Source organism: Dankookia sp. P2 (assembly GCF_050632255.1).
Classification (GTDB): Bacteria; Pseudomonadota; Alphaproteobacteria; order Acetobacterales; family Acetobacteraceae; genus Paracraurococcus.
On sequence record NZ_CP192581.1, the window covers coordinates 3678091 to 3703493 of the forward strand.

The 25403-nt window shown below is 72.5% G+C and carries 23 protein-coding genes and 3 pseudogenes; 10 read left to right on the plus strand and 16 right to left on the minus strand.

The annotated features are described in order from the left end of the window. Positions 1-204 precede the first annotated feature (204 nt). Entirely contained in the window at positions 205-1347 is a 1143-nt protein-coding gene (gene solA, locus ACQ86J_RS21690; protein ID WP_431267161.1) for an N-methyl-L-tryptophan oxidase, read from the plus strand. Between the two features lie 136 nt (positions 1348-1483). Here the strand turns inward: solA and ACQ86J_RS21695 are convergent, their stop codons facing one another. Continuing rightward, the gene (locus ACQ86J_RS21695) at positions 1484-2470 is read right to left on the minus strand and encodes an alpha/beta hydrolase (protein WP_431267162.1); all 987 of its coding nucleotides are present in this window, start codon (positions 2468-2470) and stop codon (positions 1484-1486) included. Between the two features lie 170 nt (positions 2471-2640). Here ACQ86J_RS21695 and dut point away from each other — a divergent pair. The 4 genes and pseudogenes from dut to ACQ86J_RS21715 form a co-directional block, all read left to right on the plus strand. Next, positions 2641-2994: pseudogene (gene dut, locus ACQ86J_RS21700) on the plus strand (dUTP diphosphatase); the annotation flags it as partial. 135 nt (positions 2995-3129) lie between these two features. After that, on the plus strand, positions 3130-3954 hold the full coding sequence (gene moeB, locus ACQ86J_RS21705) for a molybdopterin-synthase adenylyltransferase MoeB (protein WP_431272490.1): 825 nt from the start codon (positions 3130-3132) through the stop codon (positions 3952-3954). Further along, on the plus strand, positions 3955-4329 hold the full coding sequence (locus tag ACQ86J_RS21710) for a hypothetical protein (RefSeq protein ID WP_431267163.1): 375 nt from the start codon (positions 3955-3957) through the stop codon (positions 4327-4329). Between the two features lie 641 nt (positions 4330-4970). Next, positions 4971-5222: pseudogene (locus ACQ86J_RS21715) on the plus strand (SH3 domain-containing protein); the annotation flags it as partial. A gap of 97 nt (positions 5223-5319) precedes the next feature. On the opposite strand, the gene ACQ86J_RS21720 reads toward ACQ86J_RS21715, so the two are convergent. Beyond that, complete coding sequence (locus ACQ86J_RS21720; protein ID WP_431267164.1) at positions 5320-6954, minus strand: alpha-amylase family glycosyl hydrolase; 1635 nt, start codon at positions 6952-6954, stop codon at positions 5320-5322. Positions 6955-7297: 343 nt separating this feature from the next. Between ACQ86J_RS21720 and ACQ86J_RS21725 the strand changes: the two genes are divergently transcribed. Then, positions 7298-7804: a macro domain-containing protein gene (locus ACQ86J_RS21725; RefSeq protein WP_431267165.1), complete on the plus strand. Its 507-nt coding sequence runs from the start codon at positions 7298-7300 to the stop codon at positions 7802-7804. A gap of 143 nt (positions 7805-7947) precedes the next feature. Here the strand turns inward: ACQ86J_RS21725 and ACQ86J_RS21730 are convergent, their stop codons facing one another. From ACQ86J_RS21730 to ACQ86J_RS21745, 4 genes and pseudogenes are all read right to left on the minus strand, one after another. Next, positions 7948-8121, minus strand: a complete 174-nt coding sequence (locus ACQ86J_RS21730; protein ID WP_431267166.1) for a heavy-metal-associated domain-containing protein — start codon at positions 8119-8121, stop codon at positions 7948-7950. 21 nt (positions 8122-8142) lie between these two features. Then, a complete protein-coding gene (cueR, locus tag ACQ86J_RS21735) occupies positions 8143-8538 on the minus strand; it encodes a Cu(I)-responsive transcriptional regulator (protein ID WP_431267167.1) in 396 nt (131 codons plus the stop codon). Positions 8539-8701: 163 nt separating this feature from the next. Next, positions 8702-8950 (minus strand): annotated as a pseudogene (locus ACQ86J_RS21740) (HAD-IC family P-type ATPase); the annotation flags it as partial. Further along, positions 8922-10862: a heavy metal translocating P-type ATPase gene (locus ACQ86J_RS21745; protein ID WP_431267168.1), complete on the minus strand. Its 1941-nt coding sequence runs from the start codon at positions 10860-10862 to the stop codon at positions 8922-8924. The pseudogene ACQ86J_RS21740 and the gene ACQ86J_RS21745, both read right to left, overlap by 29 nt. A 133-nt stretch (positions 10863-10995) precedes the next feature. Between ACQ86J_RS21745 and ACQ86J_RS21750 the strand changes: the two genes are divergently transcribed. The 3 genes from ACQ86J_RS21750 to ACQ86J_RS21760 are packed head-to-tail and all read left to right on the plus strand — an operon-like array spanning position 10996 to position 12810. Then, positions 10996-11733, plus strand: coding sequence for a hypothetical protein (locus ACQ86J_RS21750; protein ID WP_431267169.1), 738 nt, complete (start codon positions 10996-10998; stop codon positions 11731-11733). Positions 11734-11767: 34 nt separating this feature from the next. Beyond that, positions 11768-12466 (plus strand): trypsin-like peptidase domain-containing protein, encoded by a 699-nt coding sequence (locus ACQ86J_RS21755; RefSeq protein WP_431267170.1) that lies wholly within the window; start codon positions 11768-11770, stop codon positions 12464-12466. After that, entirely contained in the window at positions 12418-12810 is a 393-nt protein-coding gene (locus tag ACQ86J_RS21760) for a trypsin-like peptidase domain-containing protein (RefSeq protein ID WP_431267171.1), read from the plus strand. The genes ACQ86J_RS21755 and ACQ86J_RS21760 overlap by 49 nt, the downstream gene beginning before the upstream one ends. A 641-nt stretch (positions 12811-13451) precedes the next feature. Here ACQ86J_RS21760 and ACQ86J_RS21765 read toward each other — a convergent pair. The 7 genes from ACQ86J_RS21765 to ACQ86J_RS21795 all read right to left on the minus strand — a co-directional run bounded on the left by ACQ86J_RS21765 (position 13452) and on the right by ACQ86J_RS21795 (position 20087). Then, positions 13452-14576 (minus strand): MFS transporter, encoded by a 1125-nt coding sequence (locus ACQ86J_RS21765; protein WP_431267172.1) that lies wholly within the window; start codon positions 14574-14576, stop codon positions 13452-13454. A gap of 148 nt (positions 14577-14724) precedes the next feature. Next, positions 14725-15009, minus strand: coding sequence for a hypothetical protein (locus ACQ86J_RS21770; protein WP_431267173.1), 285 nt, complete (start codon positions 15007-15009; stop codon positions 14725-14727). A 156-nt stretch (positions 15010-15165) separates the two neighbouring features. Next, a complete protein-coding gene (locus ACQ86J_RS21775; protein WP_431267174.1) occupies positions 15166-15834 on the minus strand; it encodes a response regulator transcription factor in 669 nt (222 codons plus the stop codon). A 77-nt stretch (positions 15835-15911) separates the two neighbouring features. Continuing rightward, positions 15912-18065: an ATP-binding protein gene (locus tag ACQ86J_RS21780; RefSeq protein ID WP_431267175.1), complete on the minus strand. Its 2154-nt coding sequence runs from the start codon at positions 18063-18065 to the stop codon at positions 15912-15914. A 10-nt stretch (positions 18066-18075) separates the two neighbouring features. Next, positions 18076-18702 carry a sensor histidine kinase gene (locus ACQ86J_RS21785; protein ID WP_431267176.1) on the minus strand — a complete coding sequence of 209 codons (627 nt, stop codon included), beginning with the start codon at positions 18700-18702 and terminating at the stop codon, positions 18076-18078. Continuing rightward, on the minus strand, positions 18699-19247 hold the full coding sequence (locus ACQ86J_RS21790) for a response regulator (protein ID WP_431267177.1): 549 nt from the start codon (positions 19245-19247) through the stop codon (positions 18699-18701). The genes ACQ86J_RS21785 and ACQ86J_RS21790 overlap by 4 nt, the downstream gene beginning before the upstream one ends. A gap of 393 nt (positions 19248-19640) precedes the next feature. Further along, on the minus strand, positions 19641-20087 hold the full coding sequence (locus tag ACQ86J_RS21795) for a DoxX family protein (RefSeq protein ID WP_431267178.1): 447 nt from the start codon (positions 20085-20087) through the stop codon (positions 19641-19643). A gap of 130 nt (positions 20088-20217) precedes the next feature. Here ACQ86J_RS21795 and ACQ86J_RS21800 point away from each other — a divergent pair, with 130 nt between their 5' ends. Further along, entirely contained in the window at positions 20218-21168 is a 951-nt protein-coding gene (locus ACQ86J_RS21800; protein WP_431267179.1) for a LysR family transcriptional regulator, read from the plus strand. 43 nt (positions 21169-21211) lie between these two features. On the opposite strand, the gene ACQ86J_RS21805 is transcribed toward ACQ86J_RS21800, so the two are convergent. The 3 genes from ACQ86J_RS21805 to ACQ86J_RS21815 form a co-directional block, all read right to left on the minus strand. Further along, the gene (locus ACQ86J_RS21805) at positions 21212-22273 is read right to left on the minus strand and encodes a sensor histidine kinase (RefSeq protein WP_431267180.1); all 1062 of its coding nucleotides are present in this window, start codon (positions 22271-22273) and stop codon (positions 21212-21214) included. Positions 22274-22536: 263 nt separating this feature from the next. Then, complete coding sequence (locus tag ACQ86J_RS21810; protein ID WP_431267181.1) at positions 22537-23184, minus strand: response regulator; 648 nt, start codon at positions 23182-23184, stop codon at positions 22537-22539. Further along, positions 23181-25196 (minus strand): ATP-binding protein, encoded by a 2016-nt coding sequence (locus tag ACQ86J_RS21815; RefSeq protein ID WP_431267182.1) that lies wholly within the window; start codon positions 25194-25196, stop codon positions 23181-23183. The genes ACQ86J_RS21810 and ACQ86J_RS21815 overlap by 4 nt, the downstream gene beginning before the upstream one ends. Positions 25197-25403 lie beyond the last annotated feature (207 nt).

Consider the following 25403-nt stretch of genomic DNA (forward strand, 5'->3'; position numbering starts at 1 on the left):
GGCCGCGCAGCCCCTGGGAGGGATCGACGACCTCCCCGCCCTTGATCAGCAGGTCGTGGCGCGGCGCCTGCGTGCTCCCTTGGGCGCCCGCCTGGCCGCCGAGCGCCATTGCGGCGGTCCCGCCCAGCAGGGCGCGGCGCGGAATCTGGTGCATGGTTTTCCTCCCCGTCTCGCGGGGCAGAATGGCACGGCCTGGATCGGGGTGTGCAATGGCATTCGACGTCATCGTGGTGGGCATCGGCGGCATGGGCAGCGCCGCCGCCCTGGCAGCTCGCCCGCCGCAGCCAGCGGGTGCTGGGGCTGGAACGCTTCGACATCCCGCACGCCATGGGCTCCTCGCACGGGGTCACCCGCATCATCCGGCTGCCCTATTACGAGGACCCGGCCTATGTCCCCCTGCTGCACCGCGCCTATGCGCTGTGGCGGGAGCTGGAGGCGGCGACCGGCGAGCGCGTGCTGCACACCCATGGCTCGCTCGATGGCGGGCTGGCGGAGGGCGAGGTCTTCGACGGTGCCCTGGCCTCGGCCCGGCTGCATGCGCTGGAGCACGAGGTCCTGACCGGCACGCAGGTGAACGAGCGCTTCCCCGGCTATCGCCTGCCCGCCGACCATCGGGCGATCTTCCAGCCGCAGGGCGGCTACGTGATGAGCGAGCGCGCCATCGTCGCCCATGTCCGTGCCGCGCAGGCCGCGGGCGCCGAGATCCACGCCCGCGAGCAGGTGCTGGGCTGGGAGGCGAAACCGGGCGGCGAGGGCGTCACCGTCACCACCGACCGCGGCCGCTACGAGGCCGGCCGCCTGGTGCTGACCGCCGGCGCCTGGATGGCCGACCTTGCGCCGCTGCTGCAGGGCGTCGCGGTGCCGGAACGCCAGGTGCTGGCCTGGCTGCAGCCGCAGGCGCCCGCGCTGTTCACCCCGGAACGCTTCCCGGTCTTCAACCTGGAGGTGGAGGAGGGCCGCTACTACGGCTTCCCCGTCGTCGAGGTCCCCGGCTTCAGATTCGGCCGATACCACCACCGCGCAGAGCACATGCCGGCCGAGGCGATGCGCCGCGAGGTGGAGCCGGCGGACGAGGCGCTGCTGCGCGACTTCGCCAACCGTTATTTCCCCCAAGGCACCGGCCCGACCATGGCGCTGCGCGCCTGCATCTTCACCAATACGCCGGACGAGCACTTCATCCTCGATCACCACCCGGCGCATCCCCAGGTGGTGCTCGCCTCGCCCTGTTCCGGCCATGGCTACAAATTCTGCAGCGTGGTGGGAGAGGTGCTGGCCGATCTCGCCACCGGGGACGGCGCGACGCGGCACGATATCGGCTTCCTCAGGCTCGGGCGGCTTCGCCGCTGAAGGCCAGGGAGGAAGTATCCTTCCTGGACCCACCTCTATTTTTGTGAGTCTGGCACTCGCCGCGTGGCGGCACCCGACCCCCAAAAGGGAAGGGAGGAGTTTGGGGAGGGAACACCTGTTTCCCTCCCCAACCTTCCTACCGCGCCAGATGCTTGTCGAAGAAGCCGGCGATCTCACCGAACACCTCGCGCGTCTCGGGCGCCGTGTCGTCGCGGTTGTAGTAGGCATGCGCCTGCGCCTCGAAGACCTGCAGCGAGGCCTCGACCCCCGCATTGCGCAGCGCCCGGTGCATCCGCACCGTGTTGCTCAGCAGCAGATCGCGCGTGCCTGACGTCAGGATGGTCGGCGGGAAGCCGCGCACGTCGCCATAGACGGGCGAGATCAGCGGGTCCTTCAGGTCGTGGCCATTGGCGTAGAACACCGTCGCCGCGTGGCAGAACCCGTCCACCGCGACCAGCACGTTGTCGACCATCGCATTGGTCTGGAAGCTGTCGCCGACGCCGGTCGCATCCGACATCGGCGTCCCCGGCGCGATCGCCGCCGGCAGCGGCAGGCCGAGCGCCTTGGCCTTCAGCACCATCTCGAGCGTCAGCGCGCCGCCGGCCGAGCTGCCGAAGACCGCCATGTTCTTCGCGTTATGCTCGCGCAGCGCCGCCTTCCAGACCGCAATGACGTCGTCCAGCGCGGCGGGGAAATAGGCCTCCGGCGGCATCCGGTAGTCGACCGAGATCACGTTGAAGCCGCCGATCCCGGCCATCAGGATCGCCTCGGGCAGCCCGGCCTCCCCGGGGTTCAGCACGTAGCAGCCGCCATGGATATGGATCAGCAGGCGGTTGCGGTTCTCCGGCCGGACCTCCCGCGGCGTGACGCGGAAGACCTTCACCGCGCCCATCTCGGCCGGCTCGACATCCACCTTCAGCCGGTCGCGCAGCCCGGGCAGGCTTTGCCGTGTCGCTGCGGCGCCGGCCTCGGCCAGCTTGCGCCAGCCCTCGGGCGTCGTCGGTGGGGTGTTCCAGCCGGTCCGCAGCGGCATCCCGATGATCGTCTGCATCTGCGGGCTGACCGTGCCCGGCACCGGCAGGATGCGCGCCGGCAGCTCGCGCGGCGGCTGGTCCTGGGCCATCGCGACCAGGGCCTAGCTGAGCCGCGCGGCGGCGGACGTCTGGCGCAGGGTGGGCATGGGCGAATCCTCCTCGATTGGCGCCAGTCCACCGCAGCGGACGTCACCCCGCAAGCCGCGGGGCTTGACCCCGGCGCCATTTGCGGGCGGAACCCGGGGCGAGGGGGACCGCGATGCCATCGATCGAGCTGAAGATTTTGGACACCCGGCTGCGGGACTGGGGCCTGCCGCGCTACCAGACCACGATGGCCGCCGCCATCGACCTGCTGGCCTGCCTCGACGCCCCCGTCGAGATCGCCCCCGGCAGCGCGCCCGTCCTGATCTCCTCCGGCATCGCCGTCCATATCGGCGATCCCGGCTTGGCGGCGCTGGTGCTGCCGCGCTCGGGGATGGGGCACAAGCAGGGGCTGGTGCTGGGCAACCTCGTCGGGCTGATCGATGCCGACTATACCGGCCCGATCATGGTCAGCGCCTGGAACCGCAACGCCCCGGGCACCCCGCCGATCCGCCTCTCGCCCGGCGACCGTTTCGCCCAGCTGGTCTTCGTGCCGATCGTCCGGCCCGACTTCGCCGTGGTGGAGGATTCACCGCCCCGTCGGAGCGCGGCGCCGGCGGCTTCGGCTCCACTGGCCACCGCTGACCCGTCGCCCCATATCCCTGCCATGGACCTCGATTTCACCGAAGCCGAGCTGCACCGCTATTCCCGCCACATCTTGCTGCAGGATGTCGGCGCGGTGGGCCAGGCGAAGCTGCGCGCCGCGCGCGTGCTGATCATCGGCGCCGGCGGGCTCGGCGCGCCGCTGGCGCTCTACCTCGCCGCGGCCGGCGTCGGCACCATCGGCCTCGTCGATCACGACGCGTTGGAACTGTCGAACCTGCAGCGCCAGGTCATCCACGCCACCGCCCGCATCGGCCGCAACAAGGCGGAAAGCGCTGCCGAGACCCTGGCCGGCCTGAACCCCGAAGTGACGGTCAAGACCCACCCCGTGCGGCTGGATGCCGAGACCGCCCGCGACCTCATCCCGCGCTACGACCTGGTCTGCGACGGCACCGACAATTTCGCCACCCGCTTCCTGCTCGGCGATGCCTGCCACCTGCTCGGCCGTCCCCTCGTCTCGGCGGCCGTGCTGCGCTTCGAGGGCCAGCTCTCCACCTACAAATCGCATCTCGGCGCGCCGCATCCCTGCCACCGCTGCCTGCACCCGGAACCGCCGCCGGACGGGCTGGTGCCCTCCTGCTCGGAAGCCGGGGTGCTCGGCGCCGTCACCGGCGTGATGGGCACCTTGCAGGCGACCGAGGTGCTGAAGGAGATCCTCGGGATCGGGGAGGGTATGTCCGGCCGCCTGCTGCTCTGGGACGCGCTCGACACCCGCTTCCGCACCATCAAGCTGAAGCGCGACCCCGGCTGCGCCCTCTGCGGCGAGGGCGCCAGCATCCGCGACCTCTCGGCGCATGCGGCGCCGCCGCTCGTCTGCAGCGCCGCCTGAATGGCGCTGCCCCTCGGCATCCTGCTGCTCTCGGGCGAGCATGAGCGGGCGCATTACGCTTTGGTGCTGGCGACCGGCGCCGCGGCGCTCGGGCGAGACGTGACCCTCTTCGCCACCAATGCCGGCTGCCGCCTGTTCCTGGCCAGCCAGCCCCTGGTGGCGGAGCCGCGCGAAGCGCTGCTGGCCGGCCGCGGCGTCGCCGGTATCGCTACCCTGCTCGACGCAGCCGCGGAGCTCGGTATCCGTCGCATCGCCTGCGAGGCCGGGCTGCGCGCCGAGGCCATCCCGGCTGCGGGATTGCTGTCCGGCATCGAGGCCGCGGGCGTGGTGACCTTCCTCGGCGCGGTCGGCGAGGGCCAGATTGTCACGCTCTAGCTTGACCCGGGCGGCGTCGGCTTGGCATGGCATAGGGGTGACGAGATCCCCTGCGCGCCGCGCTTCCCGCCCTGCTCCTCCTGCTCGCGCCCGCGGTCTCGGGCCCGGCCTGGGGGCAGTCCAGCCTCGGCCAGCCCGGCAGCCTGCCCCCGCCGCGTGCCGCGGCCCCGGCCGCCCCGCCGCAGGCCGCGTCGGTTTCCCCGGTCGCCGCCCCGACGCCGAAGCCGCCTGCCAAGGCGCAGGCCGCCGTCCCGGCGAAGCCGGAGAAGGCCGCCCCCGCCAAGCCGGAGACTACCAAGCCGGAGGCAGACCAGGCCGCAGGCGGCGAAGCAGGCGACCACTCAGCGTCCACCGGCACCGCCGCCGACCCTGCAGCAGCGCCCCGGCACCAGCAATTCGGCCAAACCGGTGCCGCCCCCGTCGGCCGCCGCCACGGCCCGCCGCAAGGCGGCGCCTGCCGCCGGTGCCGCCGCGGGGCGGCGGCCGGCGCCGCGCTCGGCACCGCCGCGACTCCTGCCCCAGCCGCGCCGCCGCCGCCGAAGCCCTCGGTCGGCAGCGCCACCGGCCTGCCGCTGCCGCGCTTCGCCGCGCTCGGCTCCAATCAGGTCAACCTGCGGATCGGCCCCGACCTGCGCTACAAGATCGAGTGGACCTACCAGCGTAAGGACCTGCCGGTGCAGATCGTGGAGGAGCACGAGAACTGGCGCCGCATCCGCGACCCCGAGGGCACCGAGGGCTGGGTGCAGCGGCCCCTACTGACCTCCCGCCGCAGCTTCCTGGTGCAGGGCGAGGAGCGCGCGCTGCGCCGCCGGGCCGAGGACGGTGCCGATACCGTCGCCCGGCTGAAACCCGGGGTGATTGGCTCGATCCGCAAATGCGAGGCCGGTAGCGGCTGGTGCGAGGCCAAGGTCGGCGACTACCGCGGCTGGATCAAGCGGTCCGAGATCTGGGGGTGGCGGGGGACGAGGCGATCAACTGACGCCCCGTCCGCTACCCCCTCCCGGCCGGGTCAGGCCGGCTCGCGCACCCGCGCCAGTTCCGGCACCAGCAGGGCGAAGCCGAAGGCGGGCAGCGCCCCCCGGCTGCATCGAAGCCGCCGAGCCCCGCCTTCCCCGCCAGCAGCCCCGGTGGGATCGGCATCGAATCCTCCGACAGGTTGAAGACCAGCGTCACGACCTGACCCGCCGCCTGGCGCTGGAAGCCGAAGAGCGGCGCCGGCAGGTCGAGTTCCGCCGCCGTGCCGTGCCGCAAGGCCGGCTCCGACCGCCGCAGCGCCAGCAGGTCGCGGGTAAAGCGTAGGGTGCTGGCCGCATCGCGTTCCTGCCCGTCCACCGCCAGGGCGCGGTGGGAGGCCGGGACCGGCAGCCAGGGATAAGCCCAGGGCGCGGTGAAGCCGGCGAAGCGGGCGCCCTCCTCCCACGGCATCGGCGTGCGGCTGCCGTCGCGGCCCTTGGATTCCGGCCAGTAGGTGATGCCGAAGGGGTCGCGGATCTCGTCCTCCTGCAACTGCGCCTCTGGCAGGCCCAGTTCCTCCCCCTGGTAGAGGCAGGCGCTGCCGGGCAGCGAGAGCAGCAGCGCCAGCAACAGCCGGGTGAAGCGGGTATCGGCCTGCCCGCCCTGCTCCGTGCGATGGGGCGCCCAGCGGGTCGCGGCGCGCTCCACGTCGTGGTTGGAGAAGGACCAGCAGGGCCAGCCGCGGGCACAGGTGGCGATGGCGTCGCGCAACAGCGCCTGCAGCGTCGGCCGATCGAAGCCGTGCCGCAGCGGCCGCAGCGTATAGGCCATGTGCAGCAGGTCGGGCGCGCCGGTATAGGCGGCGATGCGGTCGAAGGCGCCGTCCTGCGACGATACTTCGCCCAGCGAGACGCTGCCCGGGTATTCGTCGAGCAGCGCCCGGATCCGCCGCAGCACCTGCATGCTGGCCGGCTGGATCATGTCGTGGTCGTGCCGCTGCAGGGCGAAGAGCTTGGCCGGCACCGCGCCGCTTGCCGGCCGCGCCGCGGAGTTGCTGCGCAGCCGCAGGTCATGGGTCAGGAAGTCGATCGCATCCAGCCTGAACCCATCCACCCCGCGGTCCAGCCAGAACCGCGCGACATCCAGCAGCGCGTCCAGGCAGGCCGGGTGCTGCAGGTTCAGCGTGGGCTGGGAGGGCAGGAAGTGGTGCAGGAAATACTGCCGCCGCCGCGGCTCCCACGACCAGGCGCTGCCGCCGAAGACGCTGAGCCAGTTGTTCGGCGGCGTGCCGTCCGGCGCCGGGTCGGCCCAGACATACCAGTCGGCGGTCGGGGCCGACTTGCTGCGGCGGCTGGCGTCGAACCAGGGATGCTGGTCCGAGGTATGCCCGCCGACCAGGTCGATCAGCACCTTCAGCCCGCGCGCATGCGCGGCATCCAGCACCCGGTCGAAATCCTCGAGCGAGCCGAAGCTGGGGTCGATAGCGCAGTGGTCGGCCACGTCGTAGCCGAAATCCCGCTGCGGCGAGACATAGGTGGGGCAGAGCCAGATGCCGTCGACGCCGAGCGCGGCGATGTGGTCGATCCGTTCCAGCAGGCCCGGCAGGTCGCCAATGCCGTCGCCGTCAGGAATCGGCGAAGCTGCGGGGATAGACTTGGTAGAGGACGGCACCGCGCCACCATTCCGCCTGCTGCACCCTGAACCTCACCTGCTGATGGAGACAACCAATGGTTGTATACTCTCAGTACATTCGCGAAAGCGTGAGGCAATGTCCACGCAAATATGCGTCTGGGTTGCTTGCGGACCAGTCAATGACGGCAAACGATTGAGGCGCGATGAATGGAAGCCAAGCCACGACGCCCGGCGCGCCTGGATCCACCCTGAGCCCGGCACGCCGTGGCAGCGCAGCGTTCAGGGCAGGAGGCGGACCGCGGTGGCGGTCCCCGGCGTGGTCACCTGATCCATCCGGACCAGCCGGTGAAGGGCTGCATCCGTCACGTCGGGGGCATTGTCGATGACGCAGATCATCTACCGGACCGGGAACCTGCTCGAGGCCGAGGAACGCCACATCCTGCACGGCTGCAACGCGCGCGGATCCATGGGTGCCGGCATCGCCCTCGCCATCCGCCAGCGCTGGCCGAAGGCCTTCGCGCAGTATCGCCGTCAGTTCGAGGAAGCGGGTCTGGCCCTCGGCACCGTGCAGGTGGTGGATTGCGGCGACAAGGTCGTGTTGAACGCGATCACCCAGGTCGATTATTCCGCGCGGCGTGCTGGCCCGGTCCTGGCCCGCTACGACGCGATCCGTGCCGTGATGCGGCAGGTGAATCTCCTGGCCTGGCTGACGGCGACGGTGCCTGAGGCGGCCGCGGTGCTCGGCCGCCTTCAGCGCATTGGGATGCCACTGCTGGGGGCGGGGCTCGCCCGTGGGCGCTGGTCCGCGATCGCCCCGCTGATCGAGGAGGAGGCGCGCGACTTCCAGCCCGTCGTCTATCTGCTGGACGGCATGGTGCCGGAGGATTGAGCCCATCCGGAGGCGGTGTGTCGCAACGATGAGCGGGCCGGGCTACACCCCGGATCGGCTGCCCCTGCCGCACGCCGCATGACGAGCCACCCAATACGGTCCGCCGGTCGCCGCGGGCCCGGCTGACACGCGCCGGCGCGGCGCTACCTCGCCGTGACCTGGTAGCCTTCCTCCGCCACCAGGGCCGCCAATCTCTCCCGCGGCAGACTGGTTTCGGCCCGCACGGTGCCGGCCGTCAGGTCCACCTGCACCGCAGCCCGGGGGTCCTCCGCCTGAATCGCCTGGGTCACAGCGCGGACGCAGTGCTGGCAGGTCATGCCCGCCACCTTGAAGCTCGATCATGACTGTTTTCCTTCAAGACCATCGAGAATGGGGCAGTCCGGCCGGTCGTCGCCGTGGCAGTGGGCGGCCAGGTGCTTCAGGCTGGCCGCCATGGCCTGCAGCGCGCGGGCCTTCTCCTCCAGCGTCGCCACATGGTGCATGGCCAGGCCGCGCACCTCCGCGCTCGCCCGGCCGCGGTCGCGCCAGAGCGCGAGCAGACGCCGGATATCCTCGAGCGGGAAGGCCAGGTCGCGTGCATGCCGGATGAAGCGCAGCACGGCCACGTCCGGCTCGGCATAGGCGCGGTAACCGTTGGACTGCCGTGCCGGGTGCAGCAGGCCGATCGCCTCGTAGTGCCGAACCATCTTCTCCGAGACGCCGGAGGCGCGGGCGGCCTCGCCGATATTCATCATGCTGTCCTCCCGGGTTTCCAGCGCGCCAGCAGCAGCGCATTGGCCAGCACCGAGACGGAGGACAGCGCCATCGCCGCCCCGGCGATGGGCGGGGAAGCAGCCCGGCCGCCGCCAGCGGCAGCCCCACCAGGTTGTATCCGAAGGCCCAGCCGAGGTTCTGCCGGATCTTCCTGAGCGTCCGCCGCGTCACGTCGAGGGCGGCCGGCACCAGCGCCGGGTCGCCGCGCAGCAGGGTGATGGCGGCTGCCTGGATCGCCACGTCGGTCCCGGTTCCCATGGCGATGCCGAGATCGGCCGCCGCCAGCGCCGGGGCGTCGTTCACCCCGTCGCCGACCATCGCCACCCGCTCGCCCGCCTGCTGCCAGGCGGCGACGCGGGCAGCCTTACCGTCCGGCAGCACCTCGGCCGCCACGTCGTCGAGGCCCGAGCCGCGCCGCCACGGTGCCTGCCGCGGCGTGGCTGTCGCCGCTGATCATCGCCGCCTTCACGCCGAGCGCGCGCAGCCCCGCGACCGCCGCCGCGGCGCCCGGCTTCTCCGCATCCTCGAAGGCCAGCAGCGCCAGGGCGCGCGGCGCCGGCCCGGTCTCGACCAGCCAGGCGAGCGTCCGACCCTCGGCCCCCTCCGCCGCGGCCATCGCGGCGAGCGGGCCGGGATCGGCGCCCGTTTCCGCCAACGCCCGCGGGCTGCCGAGCAGCAGGGCGCGGCCCTCGACCGTGCCGGCCACGCCGCGGCCGGGCAGGGCGCGGAAATGCTCGGCCCGCGGCAGGTCGGACCCGGCTGCGGCCAGCACGGCGCGGGCCAGCGGGTGCTCGGACCCGGATTGCAGCGCGGCGGCGAGGCGGATGGCGGCTGCCTGGTCCGCCGCATGCACCGCCGCCAGCCGCGGCCGGCCCTCGGTCAGCGTGCCCGTCTTGTCGAAGGCGACCAGGGTCACGCCCTGGGCGCGCTCGATCGCCTCGGCGTCGCGCACCAGGATGCCGGCCCGCGCCGCGGCGCCCGTCCCGGCCATGATGGCGGCGGGCGTGGCGAGGCCGAGGGCGCAGGGGCAGGCGATCACCAGCACGGCGACCGCCCGCAGCACCGCGACTTCCGCCCCCGCCCCGGCCAGCAGCCAGCCGAGCAGGGTCAGCACGGCGATGCCGACCACGACGGGGACGAAGACCGCGCTGACCCGGTCCACCAGCTTCTGCACCGGCGCCCGGCTGGCCTGGGCGGCGGCGACGAGGGCGGCGACACGGGCCAGCACCGTCTCCCCGCCCACCGCCCGCGCTTCCAGCACCAGCCTTCCGTCGAGGGCGATGGTGCCGGTCGAGACGGTGGCGCCCGGCTCCTTCTCGACCGCGCGGCTCTCGCCGGTCAGGGCGCTCTCGTCCACGCCGGCGCGGCCTTCCAGCACCCGGCCATCAGCCGGGATGCGCTCGCCCGGCCGGACCACCACGCGGTCGCCGACCACGAGGGCAATGGCGGGCACCTCCTCCTCCGCGCCCGTCTCCGTCAGCCGCCGCGCGGTGCGGGGGCGGAGCTCCAGCAGGGCGCGGATGGCCGCCCCCGTCGCCCGCCGCGCCCGCGCCTCCAGCCATTTGCCGAGCAGGATGAAGAGGATGACGGTGGCGCTCGCCTCGAAATACAGGTGGTGCGCCGCGTGCTGCCCGTGCTTCGCCAGCATCCAGAGCGAGAGCCCGAAGGCCGCCGAGGTGCCGAGCGCCACCAGCAGGTCCATGTTGCCGGCGCCGGCGCGCAGCGCCGCCCAGCCCGCCCGATAGAAGCGCGCACCGAGCCAGGATTGCACCGGCGCTGCCAGTGCCAGCTGCAGGTAGGGGTGCGGCATCCAGTCCCGGCCGAAGGCCATCCCCAGCATCCCGGCCAGGAAGGGCGCGGTCAGCAGCGCCGCCAGGATCAGGTCGCGCTTCTCCTGCCCGCCCTGCGCCGCAGTGTCCTCCGGCGTCGTTTCCGCCGCCCGCACCGTGTAGCCGGCGCGGGCGATGGCGGCGGCCAGCGCGGCTTCCTCGGTTTCCGCCAGCAGCCGGACCGAGGCGGTCTCGGTGGCGAGGTTCACGCTCGCCGCCAGCACGCCGGGGACCTTCGCCAGCGCCTTCTCCACCCGCAGCGCACAGGTGGCGCAGGTCATGCCGCCGATGCCGAGCGTGACCTGCGCCTCCGGCACCGCATACCCGGCCCGCTCCACCGCCGCCACCAGCTCGGGCAGCGGCGCGGTGCCGCGCAACTCGGCCCGTTCCGTCGCCAAGTTCACCGTGGCTTCCGCGATCCCCGGCACCTTGCCGAGGGCGCGTTGCACCCGTCCGGCGCAGGCGGCGCAGGTCATGCCGGCGATCGGCAGGGAGAGGACGGGCGGGGGAGAGCGGGGCTTCCGGCATGGTGCTGCCTCATCTGGGGTCTCCCACTATGGGAGGGTCAAGCCCCCACGCCTTGCGCCGGATCATCCCCATCTCCACGCCATGCCCGAACTCGCCGCCGCCGTCGAAGCGCTCGCCGCGCGCCTGCCGCTGGCCGAGCCGCCCGCCGCGGCGCTGGCGGCGGAGGCCTGGCGCGAGGCCTTCCGCCCGCCCCGGCTCCGGCTGCTGCTGCTGGCCGAGAGCCACATGGCGACGACCACCGCCAAGCTGGCCTGCCCGCTGCGGCTGCCACCCGGCCTCGACTGGCCGCGGCCCGCTGGCTTCGTGCGCCACGTCTATTGCCCAGCCTATGGCGAGCCGGCGCTGGTTCCCGGCCTGCCCGCCGGCAATGCCGGCACGCCGCAATACTGGCGGCTGCTGGCCGCGCTGGACGGCAGGCCCGCCCCGACCCGCGCCGCCTGGCCCGATCCCGCCGCGCGGCTCGCCGCCAAGGCAGGGCTGCTCCACCGGCTGCGGGCGCGGGGGATCTGGCTGACCGATGCCTCGCTGGTCGCGGTGGCCGGCCCGGGCGGGGCGCGGGAGGCGGCGCGGGTCCATGCCGCGGCGATCCGTGGCAGCTGGGAAGGCTGGCACGCCGCCCGGCTGCCGGGGCTGGCCCCGGCGCATGTCGTGGTCATCGGCAGCGCCGTCGCCGCGGTGCTGCGCGGCGCGCTGGACGCCGCCTTCCCCGGCTGCTGGCAGGCGGTGCCGCAGCCGATGGGCGCCCGCCGCCCAGGCGAGGCCGCGGCGCTGCTCGCCACGCTAGAGGCCGCGGCGCGGCGGCACGCGCCGGGAGATTGACACCCCGGGCAGGCTCCGCCGACATGCCGGCCGCATGTCCCGCCCCGTCTTCCCCGCCCTCGCCCTGCTCCTCCTCGCCATCGCGCCCGCGCTGGCCGAGACGCAGCCCTTCCGCGTCGTCAACCGCACCGGGGTCGATGCCACGGTGCTCAACGCCGTCCGCACCCCGCGCGGGGCGCAGAACGACTGGGGCGGCAACCTGCTGCCGGGCAACCGGGCACTGACCCCGGATGGCGGCTTCCGCGTCGTCCCGTCCGAGGGCGCCGGCTGCCGCTTCGACCTGCGCCTGGTGCTGGCCGACGGGCGGGAGAGCGTGCTGCGCGACCAGGACATCTGCGCCGCGCGGGAGGTGGAGATGGCCGCCGCCGCCCGCCCCGCCGCGCCGCTACCGGTGCCGGTGACGCCACCGCCGCAGGTGCCGCAGCAACGGCCGAACCCGCAGGCCAAGCGGATCTCGACCGGCAGCGGCTTCCTGGTGGCGCCCGACCGGGTGATGACCAACCACCACGTGGTCGATGGCTGCGACCGCATCATCCTCCGCGCCGCAGACGGCCGCTGGCTGGGCGCGGTGCCGCCGGCGCGCGTCGACGAGAAGCTCGACCTCGCGCTGCTGGCGGTGCCCGGCCTGCCCGGCCCGCCGCTGGCCTTCCGCAGCAACCCGCCGGTCCGGCGGGGGAGGGCGTGGTGGTCTACGGCTACCCGCTGGCCGGGATCCTGTCGGATGCCGTGCTGACCCGGGGCGAGATCAACGGCCTCTCGGGCCTCGCAGACAACCGCAGCCAGTTCCAGGTCAGCGCCCCGGTGCAGCCGGGCAATTCCGGTGGGCCGATGCTCGACATGCAGGGCCACCTGGTCGGCGTCGTCGTCTCCAAGCTGAATGCGCAGAAGCTGGCCCAGGCGACCGGCGACATCCCGCAGAACATCAATTTCGCGGTGAAGGGGGAGGCGGCGCTGAGCTTCGTCCAGCGCGCCGGGATCACCCCCCGCATGGCCGAGAGCACCGGGCCGGAGCGCGGCGCGGCGGATGTGGGTGAGGTGGCGGCGCGCAGCACCGTCTTCATCCGCTGCGAGAAGTAGCCGCATGGGAGGAGAGATGCCTGAGTTTAGACCTTCCGCCCGCCTGATTTCGATCCCGTTGAGGCCGGTCCGCACCGGGCCGCGCGCCGTCCTATCCGGCGACGGCCCGGCCCGATGAGCGCAGGATCGCAACCGCGCCGAGGATGACGATCGCGTCCTCGATCAAGCCGCTTGGCCTCCTGCCAAGGTGCGGCATGGTGGCGATCCGCGCGCGCCAGCCGGGATAGGAGGCGAGGACCGCAGTCGTGCCCCCAGCGCCCCGCCCAGCCAGCGCTGCGAGCGGGGCGCCAGCGAGGCCCCCGCAATGGCTGTGGCGACGAAGCGCGTCGCCAGGCCGATCGGCACGATTCGGTCGGGCGCCGAGCGCAGCTTGTCGCCTGCCAACTCGGCGGCTGCGAGGGCGACGGTCGCCGCCGCGACCAGCGGGTGGGACAGGATCAGGGGCGCCCCATTGTCCCTCGGCAGCGCGCCGCGCGCGGCCGCAAGGAAACCGCGGCCAGCGGCGTCATCCCGCGCTGTCCGCCGACCAGGCCCATGAGGAAGGCGGCGAGCATGTCATCATCCCGGATCGTCCAGGCGGGATAACCCGGCCCGTGGACCAGCGGTTGCGCGACGCAGGAGGCGGGCGGCCCGTGACGCTCTCAGCCGCAACGCAGCCGCCAACCCAGCAGCGCCGCCGCCAGCGCTACCGCCACCCAGGTCCCGGCCAGCGCTGCCGGCGTCCCCAGCGCATCGACGGCCAGCCCGACAGTCAGCGGCCCGGCGCTGAAGCCGGCATGCGCCACCATGAAATAGCCGGCCACCGCCCGCGCCCGTTCCTCCCCGGTTGCGGCTTCGGCCACCGCCGCCAGCCCGCCCGGATAGACCAGCGCGTAGACCGCGACGCCGATTGCGATGCCGCCCAGCAGCAGCGGCCAAAGGGCCAGCATCGCCGTGCCCCAGAAGCAGCCGGCCGCGCCCGCCACCAGCAGCCCGAGCCCCAGGGCAACCGCCCGGCGCGGCGCCAGACGGCGCAGCGCCAGCTGAGCCAGCACGCCAACCGCCATCATGGCGCAGGCCGCCAGCGGCCCGGCCTTGGGGAGCCCGGCCGCGGCCAACGCCGCCGGCACGCTGGTCAGCACCGTCCCGGTCACCCCCAGCCCGGCAGGATCGCCAGGGTGGTCGGCCAGGTGCCGCGCGGGGAAGGCCGGGCGCCGCAGCCATGCGCCGCGTGGCGCCCCCGGCGCCAGGGTCTCCGGCAACCGGGCGACCAGCACCAGCAGCAGCCCGGCGAAGCCGAGATGCAGCGCGAAGGTGACCGGCGGATAGGTCGTGGGCGCGGCCCATAGCGCCAGCAGGGTCAGCACCCCGCCGGTGGCGAAGCTGCCGATGGTCGCCGCGGCGATGGTCCGCGCCGCCTGCCCCGCGCCGCGCGGCCCGCCGCCGGCCAGCTCCGCTGCCCAGGCGGCCGCGGCGCCGGCGACGCAGCCCATCCCGAAGCCCTGCGCCGCGCGCGCCAGGGCCAGCGCCGCGAGGCCCGGCCGCATCATCAGCACCAGGGTGGAGAAGGCAGCGAAGGCCACGCCGAGCAGCACGCAGGGTTTGCGGCCGATCCGGTCGGGCAGCGGGCCGAGCAGCGGCGCGCTGGCGATGACCACGGCGGCATAGCAGGCGAAGGCAAGGGCCAGGCTGCCGGCGCCATGCCCACCGGACGCGGCATAGGCGCCGTAGAGCGGCAGCGGCAGGGTGGTGGAAAGCCCGACCGCGGCGACCGCGAGGCCGATCACCAGCGCGGCGTGGCGCGGCGGCGTGGTCAGGCCGTCCTCGCCGGCGGCATGGTCATGCCGGCTTCGCCATCGGGGACGGGAGGCCGGGCGCCGGCGCGATCTCTGCCATGCCGGTAGGATCGCATGGCGCCCGGCCCTTGGCGACGGGCTACACCCAGGCAGAGTCGTCGAGGGAGAGCTGCGCCACCTGCACGCCCTTCAGCACCAGCCGGTCGGCGCCGTTGTTGTAGAAATAGTAGGCGTCGCCGTTGATCTCGCCGATGATGCGCAGCGTATCGGTGCCCGCGCCGCCGTCGAGCAACGCGACGCTGCCGAGCTGCGCCGTGCCGGTCAACTCGAAGGGGTCGTCGCCGCCTCCATCAACCGTCACCAAGGCGGCGCATTCGGCAGTGGTGGCGAAGGCATCGTTGCAGCCGCTGCGGGTGGTATCCACGTTGCGAATGCTCCGAAAATGGTAATAAATCGCCGATCTCGCCAAAATAATCTGGCATTAAGGTTCAAAATTCGACTGTACTTTTTTGTTCTTATATTAAAAAATTTACATCAGAGGGTGTGAGTACGTTTTCAGTCGCACGCCTGCCGGGCTGCATCATCCCGCCTCGAACCCGTTGAAGAGGTAGCCGCGGCCGCGCAGCGAGCGGATGCAGTCCTGCCCGTCCAGCTTCCGCCGCAGCTTGGCCACCAGCACGTCCACCGAGCGGTCCTCGGCATGCCAGGGGCGGCCCAGCGCTTCTTGGCAGATGGTCTCGCGCTCCACCGCCTCGCCCTCGCGCGCCACTAGCGCCGCCAGGACGCGGTATTCCGCCGCGGTCAGGCCGATGCCTTGGCCACCCGGGCGCAGCACGTCGCGCCGTCCCTCGTCCAGCCGCCAGAAGCCGTCGGCGGCGCTTCGCGGCCCGGTGCGGCGCAGCACCGCGCTGATCCGCGCCAACAGCTCGCGCGGCGAGGCACCCTTCGCCACATGGTCGTCGGCGCCCAGTTCCAGGGACAGGATGCGGTCGACCTCATTCGCCGCGCCGGTCAGCATGATGCAGGGCAGGTCGCTGGTCTCGCGCAGCCGGCGCAGCACGCCGATCCCGGTCTCGCCGCGCAGCCGGTGGTCAAGGATGACCAGCTCCGGCCGCTCGGTGGGCAGCGCGTCGAGGAAGCTTCCGCCGCTGCCATGCAGGCAGACGGTGCAGCCATTCGCCTCGAGATAGGCGCCCAGCTCGGCGGCGAAATCAGGCTCGTCATCCACCAGCGCGACCCGACAGGGCATCACACCTCCACGGCCGGCATGGCCGGTGCGTTACACAGAAATTTGATAGACGTTAGCGCGGGTCGCGGCTTCCCGCATTACGCCCCGGTTGCAGCCGGCACTGCTGCCGGCATGGGCGCCGCCGCGGGCTGCAGCTGCAGCCGGGATTCCGCCCCGCCTTGCCCCGCCTGCCGGTTCGCCGCGCTGATCGTGCCGCCGAGCGAGCGCATGATGCCGTGGCAGAGCGAGAGGCCGAGCCCGGTGCCCTGGCCGGTCGGCTTGGTGGTGAAGAAGGGCTCGAACAGCCGCGGCAGCACCTCGGCCGGAATCCCCGGGCCGGAATCGGCCACCGTCAGCAGCACGCATTGCCCCGCCGCCGGATCCTCGGCCAGCCGCGCCGCGACGGTGATCCGCCGCACCGCGGCGCGCCCTTCCAGCAGCGCGTCGCGGGCGTTCAGCAGCAGGTTGATGAGCACCTGTTCCAGCAGGAGCAGCCGGCCGCGCACCCGCGGCAGCCCGTCCGGAAGGTCCAGCACCACCGTGACCTCCGCTTCGCGCAGCGCGGCGCCGACCAGCAGGGTGGCGCCGGCCACCGCCTCCTGCACCGAAATCGGCTCGAGCGGCCCGGGATCGGTCCGGCCGAAGGCGCGCAGGTGGTCGATGATGCCCTTGGCCCGCTGCGCCAGACTGCCGATCCGCTCCATCCGCTGCAGCGCGTCGGGGATCGCCTCCGCGCCGTGGCGGCGCAGGGCGCGGGCGGTGTTCTCGGCCGCGAGCGCCATGATCGAGACAGGCTGGTTCAGCTCGTGCGCCAAGCCGGTCGCCATCTCCCCCAGCGTCGCCAGCTTGGCGCTGTTCACCATGGCCGAGAGCGCCTCGCGCTGCTCGGTGATGTCGGCGAGATAGCCGACCAGTTCAATTTGCCCGTCCGCATGCTGCCGCACCGGCTGGACGGTGATCCGCAGCCAGCGCCGCACCCCGTCCGGCCGGCGGAACAGGACGTCGACAGTCTGCCGGCCTTCCCGCGCCGCGCGGGCATGCAGGCCATGGATCGCCTCCGGCGGCTCGGCTGCCTCAATCCGCGCCAGCCAGGCCGGCAGGCCCTGCATCTGCGAGCACGACAGCCCGGTGAGCTCGGTGACGGAGGAACTGGCATAGAGGAAGCGGAACTGGCCGCCGACGCCGAGCTCGGCACGATAGGCGCTGCCGGGCAGCCCTTCCAGCACCTGCGCGAGCTGCCGCTGCATCGCCTCAGCGGTCGCCCGCGCCTGCGCATACCGCTCGCGCTGATGCCGCAGCTGATGGAGGCCGAGGGCGCCGAGCAGCAGCAGGCCGAGCGCGACCTCGCCGGCCCGCAGCAGCGCCTCCAGCCGCCGGTTCGCCGTCTGAACCAAGCCGACGTCCATGTTCGCCGCGACATAGAGCGGCGTGCCCGGCAGCCGGCGCAGCGCGGCGAGGATGTCGCGGCCGCCGAGCGAGCCTCGGGTGCGGAGATTGCCCTCCTCTCCGGCCTCCACCATGCGCATGGTCGGGCTCGTGGGGTTGAGGCGGCGGCCGATCGATGTCGTGGGCTCGCGGCTGCGGCTGAGGAAGGTGCCGTCGTTGCGGATGATCGAGATGACTCCGCGGTCGTCCGGCAGCAGCTCGCCAAGCAGCTGCGCCAAGTCGAGCGGGTCGAGCGAGATGACCGAGATCCCGGCGAAACTGCCATCCGCGGCGTAGACCGGGCGGCTCGCCTGCAGCGTCTGTAGGTTGGAAACCCGGCCGACCAGGGGTTCCGAGATGAAGAGCCGGTCGGGCGGCGGGCCGCCGCCGGGGTCCGGCATATGCGTCCGGATATGCGGCCGGTCCGAGAGGTCGACCGGCTGCCAGCCCTCGACCGAGGACCAGGCGACCCTCCCGTCGGGCGCGATCGCCGAGACTTGCAGGATGCCGAAGGCGCGGCGGGTCGCGACGGTGCGTGCCAGCGCCTCCATCGCCGCCGCGCCCTCTCGGTTGCCGCGCTCGACCAGCAGTTGGCGTTCCCGCACCAGCTGGCCGAGCGCCTCGACGGCGTCGAGTGTCCGCAGCACCGTCAGCCGCGCCGCCTCGGCGTCACGCCCGGCCTCGGCGAAGCCGGCGTCCTCGGCCTGGCGGCGCTCGTGGTTGAGGAAGGCCTCGACCGCCAGGTGAGCCGCGCCGATCAGCAGCAGCACGAGAGCGAAGCCGAGCAGCAGTCCGTGCCGCGGCCGCTGCGAGATCTCTAACGGCATGCCGCGGGACTCACGCGACCGGCAGTTCGAGCGCCGCCTCAGTCCCGCCTTCCGCCCGCGCCTGCAGGCTGAGCCGCCCGCCATACCGTTCCGCCGCCAGCCGGGCGATGGCGAGGCCGAGGCCGAGGCCGTCCCGCTTGCGAGTCAGCGCCGAGCCATCCACCGCAAAGGGCCGGCCGGGATCTGCCAGGATGCCGGCGGCGATGCCTGGGCCACTGTCGCGCACCACAAGCCGGACCCGCGGGCCGGCCGGCCCCTCGGCCAGCTCGGCGCCGAGCTCGACGGTCCCGTGTTCCGGGGTGGCGCGGATGGCGTTGTCCAGCAGCCCGGCCAGGGCGGCGGCGACGAGCTCGACCTCGACCTCGAGGTTCGGCCCGGCCAGCGGGCCGACCAGGACGCGGACGCCGCGGGCATCGGCAAGTCGGCGGGTGCGGGCGACCGCCGCGGTCAGCAGGCAATAGGTATCGACCTTCTCGGTCGGGCGGCGGGTGGCGCCGCTCAACCTTTCCCAGGTCAGCAGCTTGTCGACCGTCTCCAGCATGCGTTCACCGGCCTCGCGCAGGTGGAGACCGTAGCTCTGGGCGTCTTCCGGGGTCTTGGCATGGCCGCCTTCCAGCAGCTCGGCAAAGCCGATCACCGGGACCAGCGGGGTGCGGAGCTCGTGCGCCAGCAGGCGCAGCCGGTTCTCGGTGTCGCCCGCCTCGGGCGGCAGCGAGGGCGGGCGGCCTGCAGCCGCTGCAGCGCCTCGCTCAGCCGGTCGGACAGCTCGGTGCGGCTCTCCTCGGCCTGCTGCAGGCGGATATCGGTGGCGAGGCGGTCGGCGGCGGCGGCTCGGCGGGCGCGGGTGCGGTCCATCGCGGCCTGGACGGCCCGCGCCGCATCCTCAAGGCTGAAGGGCTTGGTAAGGAAGTCGGAAACGCCGCTGCGCAGCGCCTCGACCGCCTGGTCCATCGAGCCATGCGCGGTGATCAGGATGACGCCGCGGGCGGTCGCCTCGGGCTCCTTGCCGAGGACCTCGGCGGCCAGCGAGAGCCCGGTGCCGCCGGGCATGCGGATGTCGGAGACGAGGACGCCGATGGCGGGATCGGCGCGCAGCGCGGCGAGGGCGGCGATGGCGGGATTCGCCGTTGCGACGACGAAGCCTTCCTCGCGCAGGCCGTCGGCCAGTTCCTCGGCGAGCATCGGCTCATCGTCGACGACGAGGACGGACAGAGCCGGGCTATCGCTCCGGGGAGGCCGATCCCCTGGACCACTGGCAACATTCATCGAAATCGGAGCCCTGAAAACGCTTCGAAACTACCGTTTCCCTAGAGGAAACGATGGTCGCATAAAAGTGATATATGGGATGAAATCCTGTGTTCGTTATGGGGCAGAGCTTCCGGCGCAGCCAAGCCTAACCCTCAACGCTAGGGTTGCCGCCCTAAAAAACGGCATAGCTGGCGCAAAAAAAGAGACAATGGGCCGTTTAATCTCACGAACGCAAGGTTACGACCACCCTAAGCGCAGTGATCGTAACCGAAGCGTTAAAGATGGGCTATCATCACGAGATCGTGATCATCGCGCTTAGCCGGCCTTTCAGGCCGCGGCCGCCTGCCGGCCTGTCGCCGTACCGTCCGCGGCCAACCGCCCCGGCCGCAGCGCCAGCGCCCCGGCGCCGAGTCCGGCCTGGACCAGCAGCGCCAGGGTCCAGAAGGCGGGGAATTCCCAGCCGCCGCCCTTGCCCGCGAACATCCAGCCATTGCCGGTGTGCTGCAGCAGCGCGCCGAGCATCAGCGGCACCAGCGCCAGGCTCACCGCCCGTACCCCGATGCCGAGAACCAGCGCCAGGCCGCCCAGTATCTCGGAGGCGATGACGACGACGCCGAGCGCAGGTGGGTAACCAATGGAGCCGAAATACCCCATCGTTCCGGCCAGCCCGAAGGTGCCGAGCTTCAGCAACGCGCCATGCGCCAGGAACATCGTGCCCATCCCCACCCGCAGCAGCAGGGCGGCCCAAGGGGTGGTGGCCTTCTCGTCGAGCATCGTGGTCTCCGTCGGGTGGGGCGGCAGGGGCGCCGCGCTGGACGGCACGATGCATCGACGGCGCGGCGCGCTTCCAACGCAGGGTCGGAACGGCCATCATCACGCCGGTGAATGATGCGGGGGTGGATCCTTGGCCGATCTCGGCAGCCTCGACCTCAACCTGCTGCGGGTCTTCGACGCGGTGGCGCGGGAGCGCCACGTGACCCGCGCGGCCGAGACGCTGCATCTCTCGCAACCCGCCGTCTCCAATGCCCTCGCCCGGCTGCGCGCGGCGCTCGGCGACGAGCTGTTCCTCCGCCGCCCCGGCGGGGTGGAGCCGACCGAGCTGGCGGAAAGCCTGGCCGGGCCGGTGGCCGAGGCGCTCGGCCGGCTGCGCGACACGTTGGCGGCCCGCGCGCCCTTCGACCCCGCGACCAGCGAACGGGTCTTCCCCATAGGCTGCAGCGAATACGCCGAGGCCGTGCTGGCCCCGCCGCTGCTGGCCCGCATGGGTCGGGAGGCGCCGGGCTGCATGCTGGCCATCGCCCATGCCGACCGCACGAATTGGGAGGCGTTGCTGGAAGGCGGCCAAGCCAGCCTCGCGGTCGGCGTGCTGCCCGAGCCTCCCGCGCTCTACACGCGGCTGCGGCTGCTGCCCGAGGCCTTTTGCACCCTCATGCGCCCGGGCCATCCGCTGGCCGAGGGCGACCTCACCCTCGAGCGCTTCGCCAGCGTGCCGCACATCCTCCATTCGCCGAACGGCTCGCGCGGCGGCGCGCTGGATCAGGTGATGCGCGAGGCCGGGCATCCGCGGCGCCTCGGCGCGGTGGTGGCGCACCTGACCGCGGTGCCGGAGATCCTGCGGCGCACCGACATGATCATCACCCTCTCGGCGCGCCTCGCTTGCCACTTCGCGCTCGAGCACCGCCTCGTGCTGCGCGAACCGCCCCTCTCTGTCGAGCACACCAGGCTCTCGCTGGTCTTCCACCGGCGACACGAGGCCGATCCCGGCCATGCCTGGCTGCGCCGGCTGATCCTGGCCATCGCGCGCGACGTGGCGCCGGCCGGGCTGGATGGGCCGCCGCGCGACGAACCGGCGTAGCGCCGATGCTCGGGTGGATGTGCCAGAGGGCAGTCCGACCGCCTCAGTCGACCCGCACGAGATTCGCAGCCGAGAGGACCACCCGGGCCCGCAATCCTTCCGGCGCGTATTCCATGCTCGCCGAGCCGCCGAGCCCGTAGCGGGCCTGCCGTTCGATCAGCTCCGAGCCGAAGCCGCGGCGGGAGGGGCATGACGCCGGCCTTGGCCCACCGCATTCGTGCCAGCACAGGACAATGCGCGGCGTGCCGTCCGACGCGTCCTGCGACCAGGAAATGCGGACCTTGCCTTCCGGGACGGACAGCGCGCCGTGCTTGAGCGCGTTCGTGCCCAACTCGTGCAGCACGAGGTCGAGCGCAAGCGCCGCCTTCGGCGTCAGCCTGACCTTCGGGCCGTCGAGGGTCAGGCAGGTGGGATCCCCGATCAGCGGCTCCACTTGCCGCCGGACAAGATCCTGCAACATCACGCCAGTCCAGCCGGACTGCACCAGGATGTCCTGGGTCCGGCCCATCGCCAGAATCCGTCCGGCGAAGCTGCGGCTGAATTCCTCGAGCGAGGTGGCGTGCCGCCGCGTGGTACTGGCGATCGAGAGCACCATCTGCGCGATATTGCGGATCCGGTGGTTCAGCTCCTCCACCAGCGTGACCTCCGCGTCCTTCCGCGCCAGCTTCGCGGCGTCCTCGAAGATCGCCACCACGCCCTCTGCCGTCCCGTCGGGGGAGGCATAGGGGAGGAGCCGCATCAGATAGCGCTCCCGGCCGGCATGGGCGGTGACGCGCCGCTCGGTCGTCTCGCGCCGGTCGAGACTCCGGCGGGCCTCGGCGTGGAGATCAACCCCGTCGAGATGGTTGGTCGCTGTGCCGGGCAGCCCGCCTGCGGATGCGGGCAAGCTGAGGATGCCCGAGGCCTCCGGCGTCAGCCACCGGATCGCCCCCTGGCCGTCCATCGCGAAGGCGATGACCCCGCCGCTCTCGGCCAGGGCGCGCCAGCCGGCCGCAGCGCTCTCCAGCGCCGCGATCCGGCGCTGCAGCCGCACATTCTCCGCCTGCAGCCCCGCCATGGCCCAGGCCGAGGCGCGGAGCTCCTCGAGCGGCGCCCGCGCCGGCACATCCCCGCTCCGGGGCAAATGGGACGGATTGGCGGGGGCGGCGACCACCTTTGCCGAAACAGCTTCCAGGGTCCCGGCATCAAGCCTCGCCGCGTTTGGCCTGGACCCTGACCACAGGACCGTGTTCGAATAGGCAACTAGAAATCAGAGGTGGACTTAACATTGCGGCTCATCCTCCGTGGAGCCGGATTGCCATCTTTACTAAGTGTTAACCATCCGGCTGATCCCTCGCCCGACCTCAGGGAAAACCCTGATGCGCCAGGCTATCCGGGTCCGAGCCAACCTCGGCTGACCGCGTAGCGGACCAGCTCGACCCGGCTCTTCAGGCTGAGCCTGTCCATGCCGTTGGTCTTGTGCGCCTCCACTGTCTTCACGGCGATGCCGAGAGCCTGGGCGATGGCCTTGTTGCCGTGTCCGGCGGCGGCCAGCCGCAGCACCTCGACCTCCCGCTCGGTCGGCTGGCCGGCCGCGTCCGAGATCGCGGCCTGCGGTGCGGCGTGGCCGATCGCCTGGGCGGCGACCTGCGGGTCGAGGTGCAGGCCGCCTGCCGCGGCCGTCCGGATCGCCCGGACCAGTTCCGTCGCGGCGGAGCGCTTCAGCACGTAGCCGGCGACGCCGACTTCCATCAGCCGGCGGACATAGCTGCGATCCTCGTGCACCGTCAGCACGACAATCCGGCAATGTGGTTCTTCGCGCCGGAGCCGCTCCGCCACCTCGGCCCCGTTCGGACCTGGGATCGACATGTCGAGCACCAGGATGTCGGGACGCAGCAGCTTCGCTTGCCCGAGCGCGGCATGACCGTCCATCGCGGTCGCAACCACCTCCATGTCCGGCTCGGCCTCGACCAGGGCGCGGATGCCGGCCAGCACCACCGGATGGTCATCGACCAGCAGGATGCGCAGCCGCGTCACAGAGGCACCTCGATCAGCAGGGTCGTGCCCCGGCCGGGCGCCGATTCGATTTCCAGGCTGCCGCCGAGCATGGTCAGCCGTTCCGCGATGCCGCGCAGGCCGAGCGCCTGCGGCGCGGCAGGATCGCGCCTGCCCGGCATGCCACGGCCGTCATCCTCCACCACCATGCGCAGCGCGTGCCGGCTCCGGTCAAGGACGATGCTGACCCGTGTCGCACCAGCATGCTTCAGCACGTTGGTCAGGGCCTCTTGCAGGATACGGTAGAGGGTTGTCTCGACCGGCAGCGGCAGGCGTGCCCCGGGCAGCCGCATGTGGATCTCGCTCTCGATCCCGGTGCGGGTGCCCCAGTCCTCCACCAGCTGCCGCAGCGCGGTCTCGAGCCCCAGGTCGTCGATCGCGGTCGGGCGGATCTCAATGGCCAGGCGGTGCGCCTCGCCGCTGAGCGCGCGGGCGATCGCGTGCAGCCGGGCCAGGCGGGCCGCCGGTGCCGGATCGGCGGCGAGGCCGCTGAGCTCCAGGTGCAGCAGAGTCAGGTGCTGGCCAAGCCGGTCGTGCAGGTCCCGGGCGATGCGCAGCCGCTCCTCCTCCTGCTGCTCCACCATGCGGCGCAGCAGCAGGGCGGCGCGGGCTTCGGCCGCGCGGCGCGGGGTGATGTCGTAGGCAATGCCGAATACATCGGCCGTTTCGTCGCCGCCGGGCTCCGGGCATTGCGCTTCCACTGCCAGCCAGGCCCGCTCGGGCGGCAGGCCGCGGCAGGGCCGCAGGATGGGAAGCTCGAAACAGGCATGGCCGGTCCGCCGCGCGGCCGCGAGGCCGTCGGCCCATTCGTCCTGCCCCTCCGGTGACATCAGTGCCAGCATCTGCGGCCGGTCGACCGGCGTCCGGACCGGAACCAACCCGAGGAGCCGGTGGAACTGCCGGGAGGCGACGATCTCCCCTGACTCGCCGCGGCATTCCCAGGCGCCGACCCCGGCGCCCTCCGTGGTGCGGCGCAGCCAGTCCTCGCTCTCGCCCAGCGCCAGGTCGAGCCGGGCCTGGGCGCGGTGCACCTGCAGGCTGAGCAGGAAGAGCGCGGTCGTGGTCAGCAGCCCGAAGAGCAGCGCCGGCACCTGGTCCTGCAGCCAGGCGCGCGCGATCGCCGCGTGCGGCCGCCGGGCAGCCACGATCAGGGGAAAACCCTCGAGGCGCCGCCGCGCGAGCATCTGCCGCTGCCCATCGACGACCGAGATCACGTCCGGCAGCAGCTCGCGTTCGACTCCTCCGGCCATCGGTCGCGCGCCTCGGTCCGGTACGTCGGGCAGGCCGCCGGTACGCCCGATCACCCTTCCCTCCGCGGTGTTCAAGGTCAGCGCGTCATCGGCCTCCCGCAGCAGGTAGCGCATGCCCTCGCCTAGCGCGTCGGGAAGGACCGAGATGTTGATCAGCCCGTCGAATTCACCATCCGCGATGCCGTTGCCCGTCTGGGCTCGCCGCCGGCTGAGCGCAAAGAAGGGCACGCCGTCAAACTTGTTGCGGTAGACTTCGCTGACATGCAGCGCCGGCGGGTTCGGCCCGGAAAGCGCCAGGAAGAAGCTGCGGTCGGCGGCGGTCGGCACGGCGCGCGGGATCGGGAAGATGTTGGCGCCGAGCAGCGGATAGCCGTTGCGGTCGACGACGAAAGCGGCCTCGGCCCGGGGCAGCTCGCTGAGGACGCGGCGCATCCCGGCATGCAACTCGGCCTCGCGCGCGGTGATCTCCGCATCCGACATGCCGCGCACCAGGTCGCCTATGCGGCCGAGCGCGAGGACATAGCCGGCCAGCACGCGGGATGCGTATTCCGCCCCGGCATCGGCGGTGCGGATCATTTCGGCGGCCGAGGCTCGCCAATGGGCCTGCCAGTCGGCCCATGCATTGGTGGCGAGGATCAGTACCGGCAGCAACAGCGCCGCCGCCGGCAGCAGCGGAAACCGGCGTTGCGGCCGGGCGGGCCGGCGCCGGGGTTGGGTCGCTGGCACGCTGACGGACTTGTCCATATCGCTCTCGTACGGCGGAAGATCGTGCCGTACCACGCGCTACAGGTGAATAAGGGAACACCCTTACCGCCGTCCCACACCGGCCGGCAACGCCGCGATCGCCGTCACCCGCATATTCACCGGCGCGATTGCCCCGGTCATCCTGCGCGACCTGCCGCCGCAGAGGAACTCCACCGGGCGGGACGGCCCGGTGGAGTCCTTCTGGAT

Coding starts and splice junctions, on each gene's coding strand:
- ACQ86J_RS21695 (WP_431267162.1), bottom strand. CDS start 2,470: ATGGCCCAGGACCAGCCGCCGCGCGAGCTGCCGGCGCGCATCCTGCCG.
- moeB (WP_431272490.1), top strand. CDS start 3,130: ATGGACCTCGATTTCACCGAAGCCGAGCTGCACCGCTATTCCCGCCAC.
- ACQ86J_RS21710 (WP_431267163.1), top strand. CDS start 3,955: ATGGCGCTGCCCCTCGGCATCCTGCTGCTCTCGGGCGAGCATGAGCGG.
- ACQ86J_RS21725 (WP_431267165.1), top strand. CDS start 7,298: ATGACGCAGATCATCTACCGGACCGGGAACCTGCTCGAGGCCGAGGAA.
- ACQ86J_RS21730 (WP_431267166.1), bottom strand. CDS start 8,121: ATGACCTGCCAGCACTGCGTCCGCGCTGTGACCCAGGCGATTCAGGCG.
- cueR (WP_431267167.1), bottom strand. CDS start 8,538: ATGATGAATATCGGCGAGGCCGCCCGCGCCTCCGGCGTCTCGGAGAAG.
- ACQ86J_RS21745 (WP_431267168.1), bottom strand. CDS start 10,862: ATGACCTGCGCCGCCTGCGCCGGACGGGTGCAACGCGCCCTCGGCAAG.
- ACQ86J_RS21750 (WP_431267169.1), top strand. CDS start 10,996: ATGCCCGAACTCGCCGCCGCCGTCGAAGCGCTCGCCGCGCGCCTGCCG.
- ACQ86J_RS21755 (WP_431267170.1), top strand. CDS start 11,768: ATGTCCCGCCCCGTCTTCCCCGCCCTCGCCCTGCTCCTCCTCGCCATC.
- ACQ86J_RS21775 (WP_431267174.1), bottom strand. CDS start 15,834: ATGCCCTGTCGGGTCGCGCTGGTGGATGACGAGCCTGATTTCGCCGCC.
- ACQ86J_RS21780 (WP_431267175.1), bottom strand. CDS start 18,065: ATGCCGTTAGAGATCTCGCAGCGGCCGCGGCACGGACTGCTGCTCGGC.
- ACQ86J_RS21790 (WP_431267177.1), bottom strand. CDS start 19,247: ATGCTCGCCGAGGAACTGGCCGACGGCCTGCGCGAGGAAGGCTTCGTC.
- ACQ86J_RS21795 (WP_431267178.1), bottom strand. CDS start 20,087: ATGCTCGACGAGAAGGCCACCACCCCTTGGGCCGCCCTGCTGCTGCGG.
- ACQ86J_RS21815 (WP_431267182.1), bottom strand. CDS start 25,196: ATGGACAAGTCCGTCAGCGTGCCAGCGACCCAACCCCGGCGCCGGCCC.